Genomic DNA, 22,262 nt, shown 5'->3' on the forward strand with positions numbered 1-22,262 from the left:
ACAGACAACGCACGCCAAGCTTGACGGTTAAAATGCCGGATCATTATATATCTGCCGATACAAACACCGCCCGGCGAACCGCCAGCGCCATCATTATTTCTCTCGAGTCTGCCAATGCCCAACCCCCATCTCAGCATCCTGGTGGTGGACGACGCCAAGTTCTCCAGCGCCATGATCGGCCGCGCCCTGAGCCAAGCCGGTTACCTCGACGTGCGCTTTGCCAGCAGCGCGCTGGAGGCCTTGACGCTGTTGGAACAACGCCCCGCCAGCGTACTGCTGGCCGATTGGCTCATGCCGGAAATCGACGGCCTGGAGTTGACCGGCCGCGTGCGCCAGCTCGACGAAATGGCTGACCACTACACCTACGTGATGCTGCTCACCGGCAAGGAAGGCGAGAACGTGCTGAGCGAAGCCTTCGACCGTGGCGTCGATGACTTTGTCAGCAAGTCGGCCATGAGCGAGCAACTGGTGCCGCGCGTGTACGCCGCGGACCGTCTATGCAACACGCTGCAGCGCCTGTTGCAGGAAAACCGCATGCTCACGCAGAACATTTCCAGCCTGGAACAGCGCAACCTGGTCGACCCCCTGACCGGCCTGGGCAACCCGCGCTACCTGCACCAGATGCTGCTGGACAGCATCCGCCAGGTGGAGTCCCGTGGCGGTGCCGTGTGCTACCTGCTGATTGGCCTGCAAGACGCGCCCAACCTTCGCCAGCAATACGGCGAAGCGTTCTACAACGAGTTACTGCATGGCGTCGCCCGCCGTCTGCAGCAATTGGTGCGGCCACTGGACGTGCTGGTGCGCCTGGACGACCACCACTTCGGCCTGCTGACCCTGCTCGAAGACCTTCAAGAGTGCTCACCGAGTAGCTTCAAACGCCTGCACGAAGGCCTCAACCTCAAAGCCTTCAAGACCAGCGAAGGCTTTATCACCCTCAAGGCCGGCATCAGCCTGGTGGGCATGGACGCCAAGGCACTGCCTATCCAGCCGCAAGCGCTGATCGACCAGGCGGCCACGTTGCTACCTGAAGCCTATGGAAGTGGGCGCGTCGCTGCGGTACGTCTGCCGCTGTACAAGTAAATGCACTGGCACGTGCTGGGCGCTGGCAGTCTGGGCACCCTCTGGGCCGCCCGTCTGGCCCGCTCCGGCGTACCGGTCACCCTGCTGCTGCGTGACCGTCAACGCCTGGCCAGTTACCGCCTTCTCGGCGGCCTGACGCTGGTTGAACAGGGCCAGGCCAGCCTGTATCCGGTGCCCGCGCAAAGCGTCGACGACACCAGCTCCATCCGCTTGCTGCTGCTGGCTTGCAAGGCCTACGACGCCGAGGCTGCCGCCGCGAGCGTGGCCCATCGTCTGACGCCTGATGCCCACGTGGTGCTGCTGCAAAACGGCCTGGGCAGCCAGGACGCGGTAGCCGCGCGCCTGCCACGAGCCCGCTGCATACCGGCCTCCAGCACTGAAGGCGCCTTTCGCGACGGCGATTTTCGCGTGGTGTTTGCCGGCCATGGCCACACCTGGCTGGGCGACCCGCTAAATCCGACCTCACCTGAATGGCTGGAAGACCTGCAAAGCGCCGGTATCTCCCACGAATGGACGCCCGATATCCTTAGCCGTTTGTGGCGCAAGCTGGCGCTCAACTGCGCCATCAACCCGCTGACCGTGCTGCACGACTGCCGCAACGGCGGTCTGCAGGCGCACCCCGCGCAAGTGACCACCCTGTGCGCGGAATTGAGCGAGCTGCTCTGCGTCTGCGGGCAACCGGCTGCGGCCGAACATCTGGCGGAGGAAGTGCAGCGGGTGATCAAGGCCACCGCCGCCAATTATTCCTCCATGCATCAGGACGTGGCGCAGGGGCGGCGCACGGAAATCAGCTACCTGATCGGCCATGCCTGCGCAGTGGCGCAGCGGCACAATTGCGCGGTGCCGCATTTGCAGGTGTTGCTGGAGCGCTTGCAGGCCGAACTGGCGCTAAAGGGCCTGCCGACCACCTAGGGCGTGGTGTCTGCTCCAACCCCGCTCGCTGGTAACTTCTGGATTCCCGCCTGCGCGGGAATGACGGTAGTAGCTGAGAAGTCTCCGTCGTCCCCGCGCAGGCGCGCACCCAGAATCTCCAGAAGGCGCCGTGATGCGCAGGGCACACCGTCAATGCACCGCACGCCCCGGTGAAGATCGTTGAGCTATCCCCGGCCAGGGCGTTACCCTGCCAACCTCTCTAGAAAGGTCTTACCTTGCCTATGTCCCTGCGCACCAGCCTGGAAAACCTGTCGGTCGGCCGCAAACTGTTGGCCGCTCTGTTGGCGTTACTGACCACCGTGCTGCTGGTGGCTAACCTGGCGTTTATCAGCGCCGCATACTGGATTTCCCAAGAGAACATGGCGCCACAGGCCCTGCAGACCGTGGGCCGCCTGCTCTCAACCCCGGCTTTGAGTAATGAAGCGCTCAGCTCGCGCGCCACTGCCGAAGACTTGCTACAACGCCTGGACAGCTACAGCCCGCTGCGCGCCGCCGCCCTGTATGGCAGCGATGGCCGGCGCCTGGCGCAATTGGAGCACGGCGAAAAACTGCATTTACCGCGGCGTATCGAGCAGCTTTCCACCTGGCGTTACGGCGAATTTCGCACTAACCAACTGTTCGAGTTGCCGCAAGAAGGCAAGCCGCCAGGCCACCTGTTGCTGGTGGCGTCCAGCGAACTGCCCGGCGCCTTTTACACCGGCACCCTGACCGCCAGCCTGGTGATTCTGGCCTGCAGCGTACTGCTCTGGTCGCTGGTGGCGCGGCAGATTCGCCGTCTGGTTACGCGCCCGATTCGCCGCCTGGAAGAGCTCTCGCGCCAGGTAACCCGGGAAGAGAACTACGCCCTGCGCGCCGAGCGCGGGAACCAGGATGAAATCGGCAGCCTGGCCGAAGCGGTGAATACCATGCTGTCGCGTATCGAAGCCCGTGAGCAGCAGCTCAAACGCGCTCGCGATGACGCGCAGATGTCGTTTGACCAGGCCCAGCACCTGGCCGAAGAAACCCGCCACTCCAACCGTAAACTCGAGCTGGAAGTGCAGGTACGCAGCAAGATCGAGAAAAAGCTCACCGGCTTTCAGAACTACCTCAACAGCATCATCGACTCCATGCCGTCGGCACTTATCGCCCTCGATGAGCAGTTGTACGTCAGCCAGTGGAATCAGGAGGCCAGCGCCCTGTCCGGCACGCGCCTGGACGAAGCGTTGAACCAGCCGGTATTTCTCGCCTTTCCGCCACTCAAACCCTACTTGCCGCAGCTCAAGCGCACAGCCGAGCGGCATACGGTGGAAAAAATCGAACGGGTGACCTGGACCCGCGGCGATAGCAAATTCCACTACGCGCTGACCTTCTACCCCTTGATGGGCGGCGCGGGTCGCGGCGTGGTAATCCGTATCGACGACATCACCCAACGCCTGTCGCTGGAAGAAATGATGGTGCAGTCGGAAAAAATGCTCTCGGTGGGTGGTCTGGCCGCCGGCATGGCGCACGAAATCAACAACCCGCTGGGTGCCATTCTGCATAACGTGCAGAACATTCGCCGACGCCTGTCCACCGAACTGCCGCGCAACCAGGAGGTAGCCGACGCCGTCGGTGTGTCGCTGCAAACCGTCAATCAATATCTGCAAGGCCGCGAAGTACCGCAGTTGCTCGACGGCATTGCCCAGGCCGGCTCGCGGGCAGCGAAGATCGTTACCCATATGCTCAGCTTCAGCCGCATGAGCAATCGCCAGTTGGCGCCCTGCCAGTTGCCCGCCCTGCTCGATCAGGCCGTAGAAATCGCCGGCAACGACTTTGACCTCACCGAAGGCTTCGACTTCAAAGGCTTGAATATCGACCGCGAGTTTGACCCGCAGGTCGGCCTGGTGCCGGGCATCGCCAACGAGTTGGAACAGGTGCTGCTCAATCTGTTGAAAAACGCCGCGCAAGCCATTCACCAGCGCGAAGCCAAACCGGGCTCGCTGCTGGAGCCGGGGCGTATTGTGCTGCGCACGCGACTGGCTGAGCCGTGGGCCGAGATTCAGGTGGAAGACAACGGTATCGGCATGCCGGAGCTGGTGCGCAAGCGCATCTTCGAGCCGTTTTTCACCACCAAGGAAGTCGGCCAGGGCACGGGCCTGGGCCTGTCGGTTTCCTACTTCATCATCACCAACAACCACAAAGGGCAGATGGAGGTGCAGTCGGCGCTGGGCCACGGCACCTGCTTCACCCTGCGCTTGCCGCTGGCAACGCCCCCTGACACCCACGAAGAGAGCTGACCATGGGTTTTCGCCTGTCGAAGATTTACACGCGCACGGGAGACGCCGGCGAAACCGGCCTGGCCGACGGCCGCCGCGTGCCCAAAGACCACCCGCGCGTGGAAGCCATGGGCGAGCTGGATAGCCTGAACAGCCAGCTCGGCTTGCTGCTGGCGGGCCTCGCTGAACATGAAGTGATGTGGCCGGGGTTGAGTGAGGTGATCGATGTGTTGACGCCCTGCCAGCACCGCTTGTTCGACCTCGGTGGCGAGCTGGCGATGCCGCAGTATCAGGCGTTGAATCAGGCGGAGGTAGCGCGCCTGGAAGCGGCCATCGATCTATGGAATGAAGAGCTGGGGCCGCTGGAAAATTTCATTCTACCGGGTGGTTCATTGCTGGTAGCCCAGGCCCATGTTTGCCGGGCGCAGGCGCGTGCTGCGGAGCGGCGCTGTCAGCAGTTGAATGCCATTGAGCCGTTGGGTGGGGTGGGGTTGGCGTATGTGAATCGCTTGTCGGATCTGCTGTTTGTTGCCGCGCGTTTGATTGGGCGGCGGATGCAGATTAATGAGGTGCTGTGGCAGGCGGCACCGAAGCCGGAGTGAGGCTGGCCCTCTCCCCCGGCCCCTCTCCCGCAAACGGGCGAGGGGAGACCAGCACAATGCATTTCAGCTCCCTCTCCCGCGTGCGGGAGAGGGTTGGGGTGAGGGTTAGACGGAAGGCCAAAACGCCCGAATCCCCGCCACACCCTGTGCCCCAATTTCCCAAGCCCTTTGGGTATCCCCTGCCCCAACGCCACCGAGCAGAAACACCGGCTGATTGAACGCGCCGATCATCTCCTGCGCCGCGCCCCATCCCAACGGCTGCGCCTCGGGGTGGGTCTGGGTCGCCTGCACCGGCGACAGGGTAACGAAGTCCACACCCATCTCTGCTGCCAACGCCAGCTCTTCAGCGTTATGGCAGGACGCCGCCAACCAACGATGTGCCGGAAACGGCCGACCACCGCTGACCAACTTGCGCAACTGAGTGGACGTCAGGTGCCAACCGGCAGCCGGAAAATCCCCTAGCCACTCCAACGGCCCTTTGAGCATCAGTTGCGCACGGCCGGCGCACAGGCCGACGGCATCCACCGCCAGGTCGCGGTACTGCGGGTCGTACATATTCGGCGCACGTAGCTGCACCAGGCGAATGCCGCTTTCCAACGCGGCCTTGAGGCCTAGCAGCAGTTCCTTAGGCTCAAGGTTGTCCGGCGTAATCAGGTAGTGCTCAGGCAAGCGTGCTGCCGCGACGATGGGGCGGTTGGCAGCCGGGAACTCGTAGTCGCTCAGCTCCCGGTTGCTGACCCACGCCAACGGCTGACCTTCGGCGCCGTGGGGCTCGCCGGTAAAGTCGCGGACTTCCCAGACATCCAGCAACACGTGTTTGTCCGGGTAGTCGTGCCGCACCTGAATCAGTGGCCGTGCGGCCGTCACCTGAATGCCCAATTCCTCGGCCAACTCGCGGCCCAGGGCGGCGCGTACCGACTCGCCCTCCTCGACCTTGCCGCCGGGGAACTCCCACAGGCCACCCTGGTGTTTATCGTCTGGACGACGGGCCAGCAAAATGCGCCCATCGGCCCCTCGGATAACGGCTGCCGCCACATGCACTCGTTTCACGCGCTGTGTTCCTCTCGTGCTGCCTGTTGCCAGCGCTGAAACGCCGGCCACTGGTAGATGGTTTCAACATAGGCCGCGGCCTCGGCCGACAGCGCCGCCCGGTAGCCGCGAAAACGCACGGCGACTGGGGCAAAAAAAGCGTCGGCCAGGCTTACGTGGCCAAACAGGTAAGGGCCGTCCTGGCCGAACTCGCTGCGGCAGCGTGCCCAGATGGCGCTGATGCGTTCGATATCGGCCAGCACGTCCGCCGGCACTTCAGCGAGCGCCTCGTCCCGGGACAAGTCCATCGGCATTGCCGTACGCAGCGGCACAAAGCTGCTGTGCATCTCGGCGCACACACTACGGGCAATGGCGCGGGCATAGGCGCCGCGCGGCCACAGATGAGCCTCAGGGAAGGTTTCGGCGAGGTATTCACTAATGGCCAGGGAATCCCAGATCGAGCCCTCTGCGGTTTTCAGCAGCGGCACTTTGCCGGTGGGCGAATGCTCGAGGATGCGCGCACGGGTATCGGGCTGATTCAGGCGAATGACCTGCTCGCTATAGGGTGTGCCGGCGAGTTCGAGCGCCAACGCCGCGCGAAGTGACCAGGAGGAGTAAGTCTTGTCGCCGATTACCAGAGAGAGCGCCATGTGCGTCGTCCTTTGTTGAGCCCGATTGATGAACTGCGACAATAGGCAGCGCGTGGGCTCAGGGCAAATTCCGATTGTTCATGCCCCCATGAGTCGGGGGAATGGCCGCCGCAGACGCGGCGGCCGATGTTGCTTACATGCACTGTGTCAGGAGCGATATTCAGCGTTGATACGCACGTACTCGTGGGACAGGTCGGTGGTCCAGATGGTTTCGCTGCACGTGCCGCGGCCCAGTTCGATACGGATGCCAATCTCTTCCTTAGCCATCACCGCAGCGCCCTGCTCTTCGGTATAGGTGGTGGCGCGGCAGCCGCGGCTGGCGATGCAGACGTCACCCAGGAACACGTCGATCTTGCTTACATCCAGTTGCGCCACGCCAGCACGGCCCACAGCGGCCAGAATGCGGCCCCAGTTAGGGTCGGAGGCAAACAGCGCGGTCTTGATCAGCGGCGAGTGGGCAACGGCGTAGGCGACGTCCAGGCATTCCTGATGGGTCGCGCCGCCATTGGCCTGCACGGTGACGAACTTGGTGGCGCCTTCGCCGTCACGGACGATGGCTTGCGCCAGCTCCATCGACACATCCAGCACGGCCTGCTTCAACTCGGCGAACAGTGCGCCGCTGGACTGGGTGATTTCCGGCAACGCGGCCTGGCCAGTGGCAATCAGCATGCAGCAGTCGTTGGTGGACGTGTCACCGTCGATGGTGATGCGGTTGAACGACTTGTTCGCAGCGTCACGCAGCAGGTCTTGCAGCAGGCCTTGGGAGACTTTGGCATCGGTGGCGATGTAACCCAACATGGTGGCCATGTTCGGCTTGATCATGCCGGCGCCTTTACTGATGCCGGTGACGGTAACGGTGACGCCGTCGTGGGTGAACTGACGGCTCGCGCCTTTAGGTTGGGTGTCGGTGGTCATGATGCCAGCAGCCGCAGCGGCCCAGTTATCCACAGACAGGTCGGCCAGGGCAGCGACAAGCGCGCCTTCGATTTTTTCCACCGGCAGCGGCTCACCGATCACGCCGGTAGAAAACGGCAGTACGGCGGTTTCCGGTACACCGGTCAGCTCGGCGAGTTTGGCGCAGGTGCGGGCCGCGGCTTGCAGACCGGGCTCGCCGGTACCGGCGTTGGCGTTGCCGGTGTTGGTCAGCAGGTAACGCACTTCGCCTACCACGTTTTTCTTGGCCAGAATTACCGGTGCCGCGCAGAACGCGTTCAAGGTGAACACCCCGGCAACGCTGGAGCCTTCTGCACAGCGCATCACCACCACGTCCTTGCGACCTTCGCGCTTGATACCGGCGGACGAGATACCCAATTCAAAACCGGTAACAGGGTGCAGCGTAGGCAGAGGACCGAGACCAACAGGCATGGGATGAGCTCCTTGGCAGAAACCGAGTAGTGACCGCGCCTGTTCGGCGCAGCATAAATTCAAGCAAAAACGCCGCGAACGGCAATTCGTTCACGGCGTTTTATCACACAGTTTTTACATTGCAGGCTTAAGAAATCTGGCCGTGGCAGTGTTTGTATTTCTTGCCCGAACCGCAGTAGCAGAGTTCGTTGCGGCCGATCTTCTGGTCGTTACGTACCGGGGCGTAAGTGGCCACAGCCACCTCACCTTCCGGCTCCAGCTCGGGCTCGTCCAGCGCCGAGGCTTCGGCGTGTTCGAACTGCATGCGAGCGGCCAGGGCTTCGGCTTCCTGGCGCAGGCGCGCCTCTTCTTCGACCGGGTCTTCGCGACGCACTTGAACGTGGGACAGCACGCGGATGGTGTCGCGCTTGATGGAGTCCAGCAGCTCCTGGAACAGGGTGAAGGACTCGCGCTTGTACTCCTGCTTCGGGTTCTTCTGCGCGTAACCACGCAGGTGAATACCGTGGCGCAGGTGGTCCATGGTCGACAGGTGGTCTTTCCACAGGTCGTCCAGTACGCGCAGCAGAATCTGCTTCTCGAAAGTACGCAGGGCCTCGGCGCTGGCGGCGTCTTCTTTCTCGTTGTAGGCCAGCAGCAGCGCTTCGAGGATCTTGGCGCGCAGCGGCTCTTCGTAGAGCTGGGCGTCGTCGTCGAGCCACTGCTGGATCGGCAACTTGATGCTGAAATCGTTGAACAGCGCGCTTTCCAGACCGGCAACATCCCACTGCTCTGGCAGCGATTGCGGCGGAATGTGGGCGTTGATGGTGCTGTCGAGCACTTCCAGACGGAAGTCGGCGATGGTGTCACCCACGTCGCTGGCAGCCAGCAGGCTGTTGCGCATGTGGTAGATCACTTTACGTTGTTCGTTGGCAACGTCGTCAAACTCGAGCAGTTGCTTACGCATGTCGAAGTTGCGGCCTTCCACTTTGCGCTGGGCCTTCTCGATGGCGTTGCTGACCATGCGGTGTTCGATGGCTTCACCGGACTGCATGCCCAGCGCTTTCATGAAGTTCTTCACCCGGTCGGAGGCGAAGATACGCATCAGGTTGTCTTCCAGCGACAGGTAGAAACGGCTGGAACCCGGGTCGCCCTGACGGCCTGAACGACCACGCAGCTGATTGTCGATACGACGGGATTCGTGACGCTCGGAGGCGATTACATGCAACCCACCGGACTCGATCACCAGTTGGTGACGCTTGTGCCAGTCAGCCTTGATTTGTGCGATCTGCTCTTCGGTCGGGTTTTCCAGGGCCGCCACTTCGACTTCCCAGTTACCGCCCAATAGAATGTCGGTACCGCGACCGGCCATGTTGGTGGCGATGGTCAGCGCGCCTGGGCGACCGGCCTGAGCAATGATTTCGGCTTCTTTTTCGTGGAACTTGGCGTTGAGTACTTTGTGCTCGATGCCTTCCTGTTCCAGCAGCTTGGACACGTATTCCGAACTATCGATGGAAGCCGTACCCACCAGGATCGGGCGGCCAACGGCCTGGCTTTCCTTGATATCGGCCACGATGGCGGCGTACTTCTCTTCCTGGGTCAGGTAGACCAGGTCGTTGTAGTCCTTACGCGCCAGCGGCTTGTTCGGCGGAATTACCACAACCGGCAGGTTATAGATCTGGTGGAATTCGAACGCTTCGGTGTCTGCCGTACCGGTCATGCCGGACAGTTTGTTGTAAAGACGGAAGTAGTTCTGGAAGGTGGTGGAGGCCAGCGTCTGGCTCTCGGCCTGGATATTCAGACCTTCCTTTGCTTCGATGGCCTGGTGCAGGCCTTCGGACAGACGACGACCCGGCATGGTACGGCCAGTATGTTCGTCAACCAGGAGTACCTGGTCGTTCTGCACGATGTATTCGACGTTGCGGTGGAACAGCTTGTGCGCGCGCAGGCCGGCATACACGTGGGTCAGCAGGCCCAGGTTGTGCGCCGAATACAGGCTCTCGCCTTCGGCCAGCAGGCCGGCGTGGGTGAGCATGTCTTCGATGAACTGGTGACCGGCTTCGTTGAGTTCTACCTGACGGGTCTTTTCATCAACAGTGAAGTGGCCTTCCTGAGTCACCACGCCTTCCACTTCCTCGATGTGTTGCTTGAGGCGTGGAATCAGCAGGTTGATCTGCATGTACAGCTTGGAGCTGTCTTCGGCCTGGCCGGAGATGATCAGCGGGGTACGGGCTTCGTCGATGAGGATGGAGTCCACTTCGTCGATGACCGCGAAGTTCAGCTCGCGCTGGAACTTCTCTTCAACGCTGAACGCCATGTTGTCGCGCAGGTAGTCAAAGCCGAATTCGTTGTTGGTGCCGTAGGTGATGTCGGACGCATAAGCAGCACGCTTTTCTTCCGGCGGCTGGAACGGGCTGACGATACCTACGGACAGGCCGAGAAATTCATACAGCGGACGCATCCAGTTGGCGTCGCGGCGAGCCAGGTAGTCGTTCACGGTAACCACGTGCACGCCTTTGCCGGACAGCGCGTTGAGGTACACAGCCAGGGTACCCACCAGGGTTTTACCTTCACCGGTACGCATCTCGGCAATCTTGCCTTCGTGCAGGGTCGCGCCGCCGATGAGCTGGACGTCAAAGTGACGCATACCCATCACACGCTTGCCCGCTTCACGGGCTACCGCGAAGGCTTCAGGCAGCAGTTGGTCGAGGGTTTCGCCTTTGGCCAGACGGGCCTTGAACTCTTCGGTCTTGGCGCGCAGCTGGTCATCGGACAGAGCCAGCATTTGCTCTTCGAACGAATTGGCGGCTTGCACCACCTTCTGCATGCGCTTTACTTCGCGCTCGTTCTTGCTTCCAAAGAGTTTCTTTAACAAAGGCGCAAACATATCGGCAGGATCTTCCACACATATGGATGGAGGGCGGCCCCGTGAGTCGCCCGCGCAGCCTTCATGGCTGCTTGCGAAGCGGGCATTCTACCCGGAATCGTTATTGAGGAAAGTAGCGTTATTGCAAGGTGCCAGCAGTGGATCACTCCACGACGCACTGTTCAGTTACGGACTACAAAGTTGACTGCTCAGTCTGCTTGTTGTCGACGCAAATTCCAGCCTGTTACAACTCGCAATCATTTCCAAGCACTTTATATGGGGGCACTTTTTCCTCAATCAAGCCCCTCTCAATACAGCCTTGGACGCAGGCGTGCGCGCGCATCTGCTACCATGGCGGCCTCTCACCAGCAGACCGTTCCCCATGGCTTTTCGCCCCCTGCCCGCCAAAGGTCACACCGCGCTGTTGCGCGATGCCAAACCCTTGCAAGCGCTGATCAACCAGGCCCATCGCCTGGACCATCTGCAGCGCCTGGTGGAAAGCCAACTGCAACCGGCGGCACGCGAACACTGCCACGTTGCCTCCTGGCGCGAAGGCTGCTTGCTACTGATTGTCACAGACGGCCACTGGGCCACTCGGCTGCGCTACCAACAGCGCCGGCTGGAACGCCAACTGCAAATGCTAGAGCCGTTCCACAATCTCAATCGCATTCTGTTCAAGGTGCAGCCGAGGGTGGGCGTGGCCAAACTTCGCGGCCATACCATGCAGCTGTCCACCGAAACGGCCGAAGGCATTCAGGAAGTGGCCGAAGGCATCAGCGACCCGGGATTACGCGCAGCGCTTGAGCGTCTCGCCCGCCACGGCAAAGGCTGATTCGCCATTCGCTTCTGCTGTTCGCAATCCAAGCCATCACACGAATCCAGATTGAGCGAGCTAGAGCAGTGCAAGGCGAAATGGTTTTTTAAACGCGCAGTTGGCTTTAGCCAATGAGCATTTAAAAAGCCATTTCAACGCCGCAATGCCGACGCGCAGCCAATCGGTTATCTACCCCCATAAAAAAAGCCACCCGAAGGCGGCTTTAAGAAACAGCTAAGGAGGGTATTGCTCAACCAGCCGCAACTGGTCGCATGTACGAAATCGGCGCGCTCTTCACGTCGTCGAATGTCACCACTTCCCAAGCGTCACGTTGCTCAATCAAGGTGCGCAACAGACGGTTGTTCAGCGCATGCCCCGACTTGAAGCCGCGGAACTCGCCAATCAGGCTGTTACCCAGCAGATAGAGATCACCAATGGCGTCGAGAATTTTGTGCTTCACGAATTCGTCTTCATAGCGAAGGCCGTCTTCGTTCAACACGCGAAACTCGTCAACCACGATGGCGTTTTCTACGCTGCCGCCGAGTGCTAGGTTCTGGGAACGCAGGAACTCGATGTCACTCATAAAACCGAAGGTGCGTGCACGGCTCACTTCTTTTACGAAGGAGGTGCTGGAGAAGTCCACGCTCGCACTCTGGGTGCGATTGCGGAAAACCGGGTGATCGAAATCGATCTCGAAACTCACCTTGAAACCATCGAAAGGAACGAAGGTGGCGCGCTTGTCGCCCTCTACTACCGTTACTTCGCGGGTAATGCGGATGAATTTCTTCGCCGCTTCCTGCTCCTGCAAACCAGCGGATTGAATCAGGAATACGAAGGGGCCAGCGCTACCGTCCATGATCGGCACTTCGGACGCGGAGAGCTCGACGTAGGCGTTATCGATGCCCAGGCCAGCCATGGCCGAAAGCAGGTGCTCCACGGTGTCCACTTTCACATCACCATTGACCAGTGTGGTCGACATGGTGGTTTCACCGACATTCTCGGCCCGCGCGCGAATTTCCACGACGGGGTCCAAGTCGGTACGACGAAACACGATACCGGTATCGACCGGTGCCGGCTTGAGGGTCAGGTAAACCTTTTCCCCGGAATGCAGGCCGACGCCGGTGGCGCGGATGATGTTCTTCAGGGTGCGTTGTCTGATCATGGATTGGCCGCTATAACACTAGTTGCGAATTGTTTTCAACAATGGCCGGGGATAATACCAGACCCGGCCTTTGCTGAACACCAATCACCCCAATACTCCTGATACATTTCTTTAATCAGCCTGACGACGCAGGAATGCCGGAATATCCAGGTAATCCAGATCGTCCTGTGCGTTCAGCTTGGCTGCAGCAGCTGCGCCGGCGTGAGCCTGGTTGCGCATGACGGTCGGACGATCCAGATCGCGGTAGTTCACCGCCGGCTGTTCGTTGCGTGGTGCAGCGGCAGACGGCATGGCCGCTGTTTGCACGGTATTGTCGATAACCTTGACCGGCTTCTCGATTTTCGCGCCCAGGCCCGTGGCCACAACGGTCACGTGCAATTCGTCGCGCATATCCGGGTCGATTACGGTGCCGACCTTGACGGTCGCTTGCTCGGAAGCGAACTGCTCAATGATGTTACCCACGTCCGAGTACTCACCCAGAGACAGGTCAGGACCAGCGGTGATGTTCACCAGAATGCCGCGCGCGCCTTGCAGGTTCACGTCTTCGAGTAGCGGGTTGCGGATCGCCGCTTCGGTGGCTTCACGTGCACGGTTCGGACCGCTGGCGCAGCCAGTGCCCATCATTGCCATGCCCATTTCGCTCATCACGGTTTTCACGTCGGCGAAGTCGACGTTGATCATGCCCGGACGCTTGATGATGTCGGAGATACCGCGAACGGCACCGGCCAGTACATCGTCGGCCTTGGCGAAAGCCGACAGCAGGCTGGCGTCTTTGCCCAGGATGGTCAGCAGTTTTTCGTTCGGGATGGTGATCAGCGAGTCAACACTCATCGACAGCGCGCGGATGCCTTCTTCGGCAATCAGCATGCGCTTGCGGCCTTCGAACGGGAACGGACGGGTTACCACCGCAACCGTGAGAATGCCCATTTCCTTGGCCACTTCAGCAATGATCGGCGCCGCACCGGTACCGGTACCGCCGCCCATGCCAGTGGTGATGAAGACCATGTCGGTGCCTTGCAGCACTTCGGCGATACGCTCGCGGTCTTCCATGGCAGCCTGACGGCCGACTTCCGGGTTAGCCCCGGCGCCCAGCCCCTTGGTGACACCGGTGCCCAGCTGCAGCACGGTACGCGCGCCGACATTTTTCAATGCCTGGGCGTCGGTGTTGGCGCAGATGAACTCAACGCCTTCAATGTTGTTTTTGGCCATATGGTTAACAGCGTTACCGCCGCCGCCACCCACACCGATGACCTTGATAACTGCGCTTTGCGGGATATTGTCTACGAGCTCGAACATGGTCCCCTCTCCTTTGCTTTTCTAGTTGTAACGCCTACAGCACACGCGGTTTAACATCAGAAATTGCCCTGGACCCAGCGTTTAAGCCGCTCCAGTACAGGTGTCTTTGGTTCGTCGTTGTAGCTGCTGCCGCCCGACAGCGAGATGCCGTCGTTCTGCTTTTGCAGCCCGTACATGAGCAAGCCCACGCCGGTCGAATAAATCGGGTTGTGCACCACATCGGCCAGGCCTTTGATGCCTTGCGGCATGCCCAGGCGCACCGGCATGTGGAAAATCTCTTCGGCCAGTTCCACCGCGCCTTCCATCTTGGAAGTACCGCCGGTGAGCACGATGCCGGCCGGAATCAGGTCTTCGTAGCCGCTGCGACGCAGCTCGGCCTGTACCAGGGTGAACAGTTCGTCGTAACGCGGCTCGACCACTTCGGCCAGCGACTGGCGCGACAGGTCGCGCGGTGGGCGATCACCCACGCTCGGCACCTTGATGGTTTCGCCGGCGCCGGCCAGTTTGGCCAGGGCGCAGGCATAGCGAATCTTGATTTCTTCGGCGTACTGGGTCGGCGTACGCAGCGCCATGGCGATGTCGTTGGTCACCTGGTCGCCGGCAATCGGGATCACCGCCGTGTGGCGAATCGCGCCCTCGGTGAAGATTGCGATATCAGTGGTGCCGCCGCCGATATCCACCAGGCACACGCCCAGCTCTTTCTCGTCATCGGTCAACACGGCGTAAGCCGAGGCCAACTGCTCGAGAATGATGTCGTCCACTTCCAGGCCACAGCGGCGTACGCACTTCTCGATGTTCTGCGCCGCGTTTACCGCGCAGGTCACCACGTGGACCTTGGCTTCCAGACGCACGCCCGACATGCCCAGCGGCTCACGCACGCCTTCCTGGTTATCGATCACGTAATCCTGCGGCAAGGTGTGCAGTACGCGCTGGTCGGCGGGAATGGCCACGGCCTGGGCGGCATCAAGCACACGCTCAAGGTCTGCCTGACTCACTTCGCGATCGCGAATGGCGACGATGCCGTGGGAGTTCAGGCTACGGATATGGTTGCCCGCCACACCGACGAAGGCCGAGTGAATACGGCAGCCAGCCATCATCTGCGCTTCCTCGATGGCGCGCTGAATCGACTGCACGGTGGACTCGATATTCACCACCACGCCCTTCTTCAGGCCGCGGGACGGGTGAGTACCGATACCAACGATTTCCAGCTGGCCGTCAGATGTGACTTCGCCTACCAGCGCCACCACCTTGGAGGTGCCGATATCGAGGCCGACGATCATCTTGCCGCTCTGCACGTTTGCCATGTTGCTGCCTTCTCCTAATTCACTTCTGTGCGACGGTTTTGTCCGTCGCCGGCGCAATCGGTTCACGCCACGCAACGGCAAGGCCGTTGGAGTAGCGCAGGTCGATGCGCGAAATATTGGTGATCTGGTCTTTCAAACTCTTGTCGTAGATGGTCACGAACCGGCGCATTTTTTCGACCAGATGGTCGCGACCCAGCAACAACTCAATACTTTGTCCGGTGTTGTTCACCCCGGTGGTGAGGAACCAGCTGCCGCGCTCACGCAGCTCCAGGCGCGCCACCGAAAAGCCCAGCGGGCGCAGCATCTGGCTGAGCATCTGGTAGCGCTGCATCACATCTTCCTGGGCGCGCTGCGGGCCCACCAGCTGCGGCAAATTCTCGTAATTGGCCAGCTCACGGGGGGTGAAAGCCTGACCTTGGTTGTTCAACAGCGCTTCGTCACCCCAACGGGCGACTGGCAATTGTTCTTCCAGCGAAATGGTCACGGTGTCCGGCCACACGCGACGCACTTCGGCGTGGGCGATCCACGGCATGTTTTCCAGTTCGGCACGCATGCCGGCCAAATCGACGGTAAAGAAGCTCGACGCCACGAATGGTGCGATCCGTTGCTGCACTGCCTGCTGGCTGATATAACTGAGCTCGCCCTGCACGCTGATCCTGGCAATCGGCCGGTCGGCATACGGCAGCAGGCGCTGGGCCGCTTCGTAGGTACCAAAGCCGAGGGCCAGCAACAGCACCGGCCAGAGCACGCGCTTGATCGCCGAAAAACTCGGCTTGGGCACGCGCACCGACAACGGTTCCTTGGCCACCATCCGGCTGGCACCCCGCTGCACCGGCTTGCGTGGCAAAGCGCCGCGGCCGGGAACAGGTTGCTGATGACGGAGGGTTGCGCCGTGCATGGTCTTATCGAGCCTCAACGCTGTCGGAAAGAATTGCCACGACCAGTTGCTGGAAATCCAGCCCTGCTGCGCGAGCGGCCATTGGCACCAGGCTGTGGTCGGTCATACCGGGCACGGTGTTGACTTCCAGCAGCCAGAATTTGCCGTCTTTGTCCTGCATCACGTCGGCGCGCGCCCAGCCCTGAATACCCACGGCTTCACAGGCACGGGCGGTGAGGTCTTTGAGTTCCTGTTCTTTGGCAGCGTCCAGGCCGCACGGGATGCGGTACTGGGTGTCATTGGCCAGGTACTTGGCGTCGTAGTCGTAGAAGGTGTGCGGGGTGCCCAGGCCAATGGGTGGCAGCACTTCGCCACGCAATACGGCGACGGTAAATTCAGGACCGGAAATCCACTGCTCCACCAGCACCTGCGAGTCGTACCCGCTGGCATCACGCCAAGCGCCGATCAGTTCATCAACGCTGTTCACTTTCGCCATGCCGATACTGGAACCTTCATGGGCCGGTTTGACGATCAGCGGGAAACCCAGTTCCATCGCAGCCGACCGGCAGTCCTCGACGCTGGCCAGCACCGCGTGACGCGGCGTGGACAGGCCCAGGCTCTGCCAGACTTGTTTGGTACGCAGCTTGTCCATGGCCAGGGCCGAGGCCAGCACACGGCTGCCGGTGTACGGAATGCCCACGCACTCCAGCAGGCCTTGCATGCTGCCGTCTTCGCCGCCACGACCGTGCAGCACGATAAAGGCGCGGTCGATCTTTTCGCTGACCAGGCGCTGCAGGAAGTCATCGCCCACATCGATACCGAATGCATCCACACCAGCGGCCTGCAAGGCTTCCAGCACGGCAGCGCCGGACTTCAGCGATACCGGACGCTCGGCACTCTTGCCGCCGAACAGCACGGCAACCCTACCGAAGGCCTCAGGGGCCAGATTGGCTTCTACCAGGCGACTCATTTTTTACTCCCACCAGCGACAACGGCGCCGGCAAACAACGGGCTCTGCAACAACTGCGGCGCCAGGCCACCGATATCCCCTGCGCCTTGGCACAGCAGAATGTCGCCAGCGCGCAGCAACGGTTTGACGATCGGCGCGAGCTCGGTGCCGCGCTCGATATAAATAGGGTCCAGCTGGCCGCGCTGACGGATGCTGTGGCACAGCTGGCGGCTGTCGGCGCCTGGAATCGGCTCCTCACCCGCCGGGTACACTTCCATCAGCAGCAGCACGTTGGCGTCGGCCAGTACCTGCACGAAATCGTCGTACAGATCGCGGGTGCGGCTGTAGCGGTGCGGCTGGTACACCATCACCAGGCGGCGCTCCGGCCAGCCACCGCGTACTGCCTTGATAACGGCGGCCACTTCGCGCGGGTGGTGACCGTAGTCGTCCACCAGCATCACGTTGCCGCCTTCCACCGGCAGTTCACCGTACACCTGGAAGCGCCGACCCACGCCCTGGAACTTCGACAGGCCGTGCACGATAGCTTCATCGCTGAGGCCTTCGTCGGTGGCGATGGCGATGGTTGCCAAGGCGTTCAGCACGTTGTGGTTGCCAGGCATGTTTACCGACACATCCAACGGCTCGCGGCCAGCGCGCAGCACGGTGAAGTAGGTTTGCATGCCGTTCTGGCGCAGGTTGATGGCGCGCACGTCAGCGTCTTCGCTCAGGCCATAGGTCATGGTCGGGCGTTTGACCTGCGGCAGAATTTCTCGCACTACCACGTCATCGATGCACACCACGGCCAGGCCGTAGAACGGCAGGTTGTGCAGAAACTCGACGAAGGTTTTCTTCAGCTTGTTGAAGTCACCTTCGTAGGTGCTCATGTGGTCCATGTCGATGTTGGTGACCACAGCCACCATCGGTTGCAGGTGCAAGAAGCTGGCGTCGCTTTCGTCCGCCTCGGCCACCAGATAACGGCTGGTGCCGAGCTGGGCGTTGGTGCCGGCAGCGTTCAGGCGACCACCAATTACAAAGGTCGGGTCCAGCCCGGCAGCAGCAAACACCGAGGCAATCAGACTGGTGGTGGTGGTTTTGCCATGGGTACCGGCAACGGCAATGCCGTGGCGGTAGCGCATCAGTTCCGCGAGCATTTCGGCACGGGGCACAATCGGGATGCGGCGCTCAAGGGCGTTGGCCACTTCCGGGTTGGCGGTGTTGATGGCACTGGACACCACCAGCACATCGGCGTGCTGAGCGTTCTCGGCACGGTGGCCGATAAACACCTGGGCACCGAAATTCTGCAGGCGCTCGGTCACGGCCGAACCCTTGATGTCGGAGCCGGACACTTCATAGCCCAGGTTCAACAACACCTCGGCAATACCGCACATACCGGCGCCACCAATACCGACGAAGTGAATACGGCGGATGCGGCGCATTTCAGGCTGTGGAAACGCTTTCTGGCTCTCAACCACGGGCCACCTCCAGGCAGATGTCGACAACGGCGCGGGTCGCGTCGGGCTTGGACAGGCGGCGAGCAGTGCTGGCCATGTAAATCAGACGTTCGGGATGCATCAAAACCTCAGTCAGGCGCTCGGCCAGTTCAGCGGCGCCAGTAGTCGCTTGCGGCAGCAGGAAGGCAGCACCTTCACGCGCCAGATAATCGGCATTGCGGGTCTGGTGATCGTCGATGGCGTGCGGCAATGGCACCAGCATCGACGGCAGCCCGGCAGCAGCCAGTTCACTGATGGTCAGCGCGCCTGCGCGGCACACCACCAGGTCGGCCCAGGCATACGCACCGGCCATGTCTTTGATAAAGGGCGCAACGTGCGCTTGGACACCGGCGCTCTGATAACGGTCCGTGGTCACTTCATCGTGATTCTTGCCGGACTGGTGCACCACTTCCGGACGGATTTCTGCCGCTACTTCGCGCAGCGCTTCAGGCAGCAGTTTGTTCAGCGGCTCGGCGCCCAGGCTGCCGCCCAGAATCAGCAACCGCGGGCGACGGCCCTGCAGCGTGTCGCGCGGGGTTTCCAGAAACAGCTCTTCACGCACCGGGTTGCCGGTGGTGCGGCGTTTGGGCGAGGCCTTGAAAGTATTGGGGAACGCTTCGCACACGCGCGTGGCGAAACGCACCAGGCTGCGGTTGGCCGTACCGGCAACCGCATTCTGTTCGTGGATGATCAACGGCACGCCGGCCATCTTCGCCGCCAGGCCGCCCGGGCCGGTGACATAACCGCCCATGCCCAGCACACACACTGGCTTGAGCTTGCGCACGATGCGGCGCGCCTGGAACAGCGAGCGCAGCAGGCTGAACGGTGCCTTCAACAGATTGACGAAGCCCTTGCCACGCAGCCCGGCCACGTTGATCAGGTGCAGCTCCAGACCGGCTTCGGGCACCAGCTGGTTTTCGATGCCGCGCTGCGTGCCGAGCCAGTGCACGGTGTAACCGCGTGCCTGGAATTCACGGGCGCAAGCCAGCGCCGGGAACACGTGGCCGCCGGTACCGCCGGCCATGATCAAAACATTAGCGGCCATGGACCACCTCCTTGGACGCTTTGTTGCCGGGCGCATCTTCGGCGAAATCGCTCTCGACGAAATCGACATCCTCGCTGCCCAGAATGGTGCGGCGCTCCCACTCGATCCGCAGCAGCAACCCGAGGCAGGCACAGCAGATCACCAACGAGCTGCCGCCGTAGCTGAGGAACGGCAAGGTCAGGCCCTTGGTGGGCAGCAAGCCGACGTTCACACCGATATTGATCAGAAACTGACCAATCCACAGGAACGCCAGGCCATAGGCGACATACGCTGCGAAGAACTGCTTGGCCTTCTCGGCCCACAGGCCGATGTACAGCGCGCGCACGCTGACGAATACAAATAGCGCCACGGTGGCCAGTGACCCGAACAGACCAAGCTCTTCGGCCAGCACGGAATACACGAAGTCGGTGTGCGCTTCGGGCAGGTAAAACTGCTTTTGAATGCTGTTGCCCAGGCCTACGCCCAGCCACTGGCCGCGACCAAACGCAATCAGCGCTTGGGTGAGCTGGTAACCGGAACCGAACTGGTCGGCCCACGGGTCGGTAAAGGTCACCAAGCGCGCCATCCGATAGGGTTGCGCCTGCACCAGCACGAACACCGCCGCCACCGCCAGGGCCACCATCAGCGAGAAGCGGAACAGGCCGACGCCGCCGAGGAACAACATGGCCGCCGCCGCGCCCATCAGTACCACGGTGGCACCGAAGTCCGGCTCCATCAGCAGCAGGCCAGCCATCGGCAGCAGGACAATGAAGGGCTTGAAGAAGCCCATCCAGCTTTCGCGCACTTCTTCCTGCCGGCGCACGAGATAGCCGGCCAGATAAATCACGGCGAAGACCTTGGCGATTTCCGAGGGCTGCACGTTGAAGGCACCGAAGCCAATCCAGCGCATCGAACCGTTCACTTCCCGGCCAATGCCCGGCACCAATACCAGCACCAGCAAACCGAAAGCCACCACCAGCAAGGTGCCGCCCATGCGCTGCCAGGTGGCCAGCGGAATCACCATCATCAAACCGGCGGCACCGAGGCCGATGGTCATATAAATAAGGTGGCGGATCATGTGGTAGAACGGGTTGCCGGTCTGCACCGCCGCCACTTCCGTGGACGCCGAGGTAATCATCACCAGGCCAAGGCCCAGCAGCGCCAGGCAACCGGCCAGCAGCGGAAAGTCCAGGTCGATGCCGCGACGGCTGAACAGAGGCGACGGGTACGGGCGCAGAATGCTGAGCAGACGGGCGAGCATCAGTTCAGCCCCCCTACCGCTTGGGCAAACAGACGCCCGCGCTCTTCGAAGTTCTTGAACATATCCAGGCTGGCGCAGGCCGGCGACAGCAGCACGGCGTCGCCGCTTTGCGCCAGTTCAGCGGCCTTGGCCACCGACTCATCCAGGGTTTGCACGCGAATCAGCGGCACGCCGGTATCGGCCAGTACGTCAGCCAGCAACGGGGCATCACGGCCCAGCAATATTACCGCGCGGCAATGGGCGGTTACCGGCGCACGCAAGGCCGAGAAGTCGGCACCTTTGCCGTCACCGCCGGCCACCAGCAGCAGCTTGCCTTCGATATCCGCACCCAGACCTTCGATGGCAGCCAAGGCGGCGCCGACGTTGGTGGCTTTGGAGTCGTCGTAGTAACTCACGCCATTGCGCTCACGCAGCCACTGGCAACGGTGCGCCAGACCGGTGAAGTCGCGCAGAGCTTGCAACATCGGCTCAAACGGCAGACCCACGGCATGGCCCAGGGCCAGAGCGGCCAGAGCATTGGCCTGGTTATGGGCGCCGCGCACTTTCAGCTCACGGGCTGGCATCAGCGTGTCGAACTGGAAGGCCAGGTATTTTTCACCCTGCTCTTCCAGCAAGCCGAAGCCTTTGAAGTCAGGTTTGTTCAGGCCGAAGGTCCAGCACGGGGTGTTGTCGCCAATCAGCGGACGGGACAAGCCGTCCTGACGATTGACCACAACCTGCCTCGCGCCGCGGAAAATGCGGTGTTTGGCCAAGTGATAGGCCGGCAGACCGCTGTAACGGTCCATATGGTCTTCGCTGATATTCAGCACCGTGGCCACTTCGGCATTCAGTTGGTCGGTGGTTTCCAGCTGGAAACTCGACAGCTCGATCACGTACAGCTCGACGTCATCGCTAAGTAGATCCAGCGCCGGCGTGCCGAGGTTACCGCCCACTGCCACCCGTTTGCCGGCTGCCGCAGCCATCTCGCCCACCAGCGTGGTGACCGTGCTTTTCGCATTGGAGCCGGTGATGGCCACGATCGGCGCCTTGGCGTGACGGGCAAACAGTTCGATATCGCCCAGCAGTTTTACGCCTCGGGCGGCAGCGGCCTGCAATGCGGGGGTGGCCAGGGCCAGGCCCGGGCTCACGTAAAGCTCATCGGCGCGGCACAGGAACTCGACGTCCAGCTCGCCACAACGCACTTCTACCTGCGGGTACTGGGCGCGAATGGCGGCCAGCTCCGGCGGGTTCTCGCGCGTGTCGGCCACGGCGAAGCGGATGCCCTGGCGTGCGAGGAAACGCACCAGGGACATGCCGCTCTTGCCGAGGCCGACAACGATGCGGAAGTGGTCAGAAGCGATGAGGCTCATT

General features: G+C 61.6%; 17 protein-coding genes and 1 pseudogene. 5 read left to right on the forward strand and 13 right to left on the reverse strand.

The genetic code is table 11. The features are described 5' to 3' along the window. Positions 1-72 precede the first annotated feature (72 nt). From PKE98_RS11110 to PKE98_RS11125, 4 genes and pseudogenes are all read left to right on the forward strand, one after another. Positions 73-1,080, forward strand: a pseudogene (locus PKE98_RS11110) (response regulator); the annotation flags it as partial. Beyond that, positions 1,081-1,992, forward strand: a complete 912-nt coding sequence (locus tag PKE98_RS11115) for a putative 2-dehydropantoate 2-reductase (protein ID WP_271195355.1) — start codon at positions 1,081-1,083, stop codon at positions 1,990-1,992. 242 nt (positions 1,993-2,234) lie between these two features. Then, a complete protein-coding gene (locus PKE98_RS11120; RefSeq protein WP_271195356.1) occupies positions 2,235-4,268 on the forward strand; it encodes a sensor histidine kinase in 2,034 nt (677 codons plus the stop codon). A 2-nt stretch (positions 4,269-4,270) separates the two neighbouring features. After that, positions 4,271-4,849: a cob(I)yrinic acid a,c-diamide adenosyltransferase gene (locus tag PKE98_RS11125; RefSeq protein WP_271195357.1), complete on the forward strand. Its 579-nt coding sequence runs from the start codon at positions 4,271-4,273 to the stop codon at positions 4,847-4,849. A gap of 105 nt (positions 4,850-4,954) precedes the next feature. On the opposite strand, the gene PKE98_RS11130 is transcribed toward PKE98_RS11125, so the two are convergent. The 4 genes from PKE98_RS11130 to secA form a co-directional block, all read right to left on the reverse strand. Next, positions 4,955-5,899: a Nudix family hydrolase gene (locus tag PKE98_RS11130; RefSeq protein ID WP_271195358.1), complete on the reverse strand. Its 945-nt coding sequence runs from the start codon at positions 5,897-5,899 to the stop codon at positions 4,955-4,957. Then, positions 5,896-6,528, reverse strand: coding sequence for a glutathione S-transferase (locus PKE98_RS11135; protein ID WP_271195359.1), 633 nt, complete (start codon positions 6,526-6,528; stop codon positions 5,896-5,898). Before PKE98_RS11135 ends, PKE98_RS11130 begins: the two co-directional genes overlap by 4 nt. Before the next feature lie 147 nt (positions 6,529-6,675). Beyond that, positions 6,676-7,893: a bifunctional glutamate N-acetyltransferase/amino-acid acetyltransferase ArgJ gene (gene argJ, locus PKE98_RS11140; RefSeq protein WP_271195360.1), complete on the reverse strand. Its 1,218-nt coding sequence runs from the start codon at positions 7,891-7,893 to the stop codon at positions 6,676-6,678. Between the two features lie 127 nt (positions 7,894-8,020). Then, complete coding sequence (secA, locus tag PKE98_RS11145) at positions 8,021-10,756, reverse strand: preprotein translocase subunit SecA (protein WP_271195361.1); 2,736 nt, start codon at positions 10,754-10,756, stop codon at positions 8,021-8,023. A gap of 361 nt (positions 10,757-11,117) precedes the next feature. Between secA and PKE98_RS11150 the strand changes: the two genes are divergently transcribed. Continuing rightward, positions 11,118-11,567: a DUF721 domain-containing protein gene (locus PKE98_RS11150; protein ID WP_271195362.1), complete on the forward strand. Its 450-nt coding sequence runs from the start codon at positions 11,118-11,120 to the stop codon at positions 11,565-11,567. A gap of 232 nt (positions 11,568-11,799) precedes the next feature. Here the strand turns inward: PKE98_RS11150 and lpxC are convergent, their stop codons facing one another. The 9 genes from lpxC to murD all read right to left on the reverse strand — a co-directional run bounded on the left by lpxC (position 11,800) and on the right by murD (position 22,261). Further along, the gene (gene lpxC / locus PKE98_RS11155) at positions 11,800-12,711 is read right to left on the reverse strand and encodes a UDP-3-O-acyl-N-acetylglucosamine deacetylase (RefSeq protein ID WP_271195363.1); all 912 of its coding nucleotides are present in this window, start codon (positions 12,709-12,711) and stop codon (positions 11,800-11,802) included. Between the two features lie 111 nt (positions 12,712-12,822). Further along, positions 12,823-14,007 carry a cell division protein FtsZ gene (gene ftsZ, locus PKE98_RS11160; RefSeq protein WP_271195364.1) on the reverse strand — a complete coding sequence of 395 codons (1,185 nt, stop codon included), beginning with the start codon at positions 14,005-14,007 and terminating at the stop codon, positions 12,823-12,825. Positions 14,008-14,063: 56 nt separating this feature from the next. Further along, a complete protein-coding gene (ftsA, locus tag PKE98_RS11165; RefSeq protein WP_271195365.1) occupies positions 14,064-15,311 on the reverse strand; it encodes a cell division protein FtsA in 1,248 nt (415 codons plus the stop codon). 19 nt (positions 15,312-15,330) lie between these two features. Continuing rightward, positions 15,331-16,209 carry a cell division protein FtsQ/DivIB gene (locus PKE98_RS11170; RefSeq protein WP_271195366.1) on the reverse strand — a complete coding sequence of 293 codons (879 nt, stop codon included), beginning with the start codon at positions 16,207-16,209 and terminating at the stop codon, positions 15,331-15,333. Positions 16,210-16,213: 4 nt separating this feature from the next. Further along, complete coding sequence (locus PKE98_RS11175; protein ID WP_271195367.1) at positions 16,214-17,158, reverse strand: D-alanine--D-alanine ligase; 945 nt, start codon at positions 17,156-17,158, stop codon at positions 16,214-16,216. Further along, positions 17,155-18,573: a UDP-N-acetylmuramate--L-alanine ligase gene (gene murC, locus PKE98_RS11180; protein ID WP_271195530.1), complete on the reverse strand. Its 1,419-nt coding sequence runs from the start codon at positions 18,571-18,573 to the stop codon at positions 17,155-17,157. Before murC ends, PKE98_RS11175 begins: the two co-directional genes overlap by 4 nt. Before the next feature lie 28 nt (positions 18,574-18,601). Further along, complete coding sequence (gene murG, locus PKE98_RS11185) at positions 18,602-19,672, reverse strand: undecaprenyldiphospho-muramoylpentapeptide beta-N-acetylglucosaminyltransferase (protein ID WP_271195368.1); 1,071 nt, start codon at positions 19,670-19,672, stop codon at positions 18,602-18,604. Next, positions 19,662-20,900 (reverse strand): putative lipid II flippase FtsW, encoded by a 1,239-nt coding sequence (gene ftsW / locus PKE98_RS11190; protein ID WP_271195531.1) that lies wholly within the window; start codon positions 20,898-20,900, stop codon positions 19,662-19,664. The genes murG and ftsW overlap by 11 nt, the downstream gene beginning before the upstream one ends. An 11-nt stretch (positions 20,901-20,911) precedes the next feature. After that, complete coding sequence (gene murD, locus PKE98_RS11195) at positions 20,912-22,261, reverse strand: UDP-N-acetylmuramoyl-L-alanine--D-glutamate ligase (RefSeq protein ID WP_271195369.1); 1,350 nt, start codon at positions 22,259-22,261, stop codon at positions 20,912-20,914. Position 22,262: the final 1 nt, after the last annotated feature.

It is taken from the genome of Pseudomonas turukhanskensis, assembly GCF_027922365.1.
GTDB classification, from domain to species: domain Bacteria; phylum Pseudomonadota; class Gammaproteobacteria; order Pseudomonadales; family Pseudomonadaceae; genus Aquipseudomonas; species Aquipseudomonas turukhanskensis.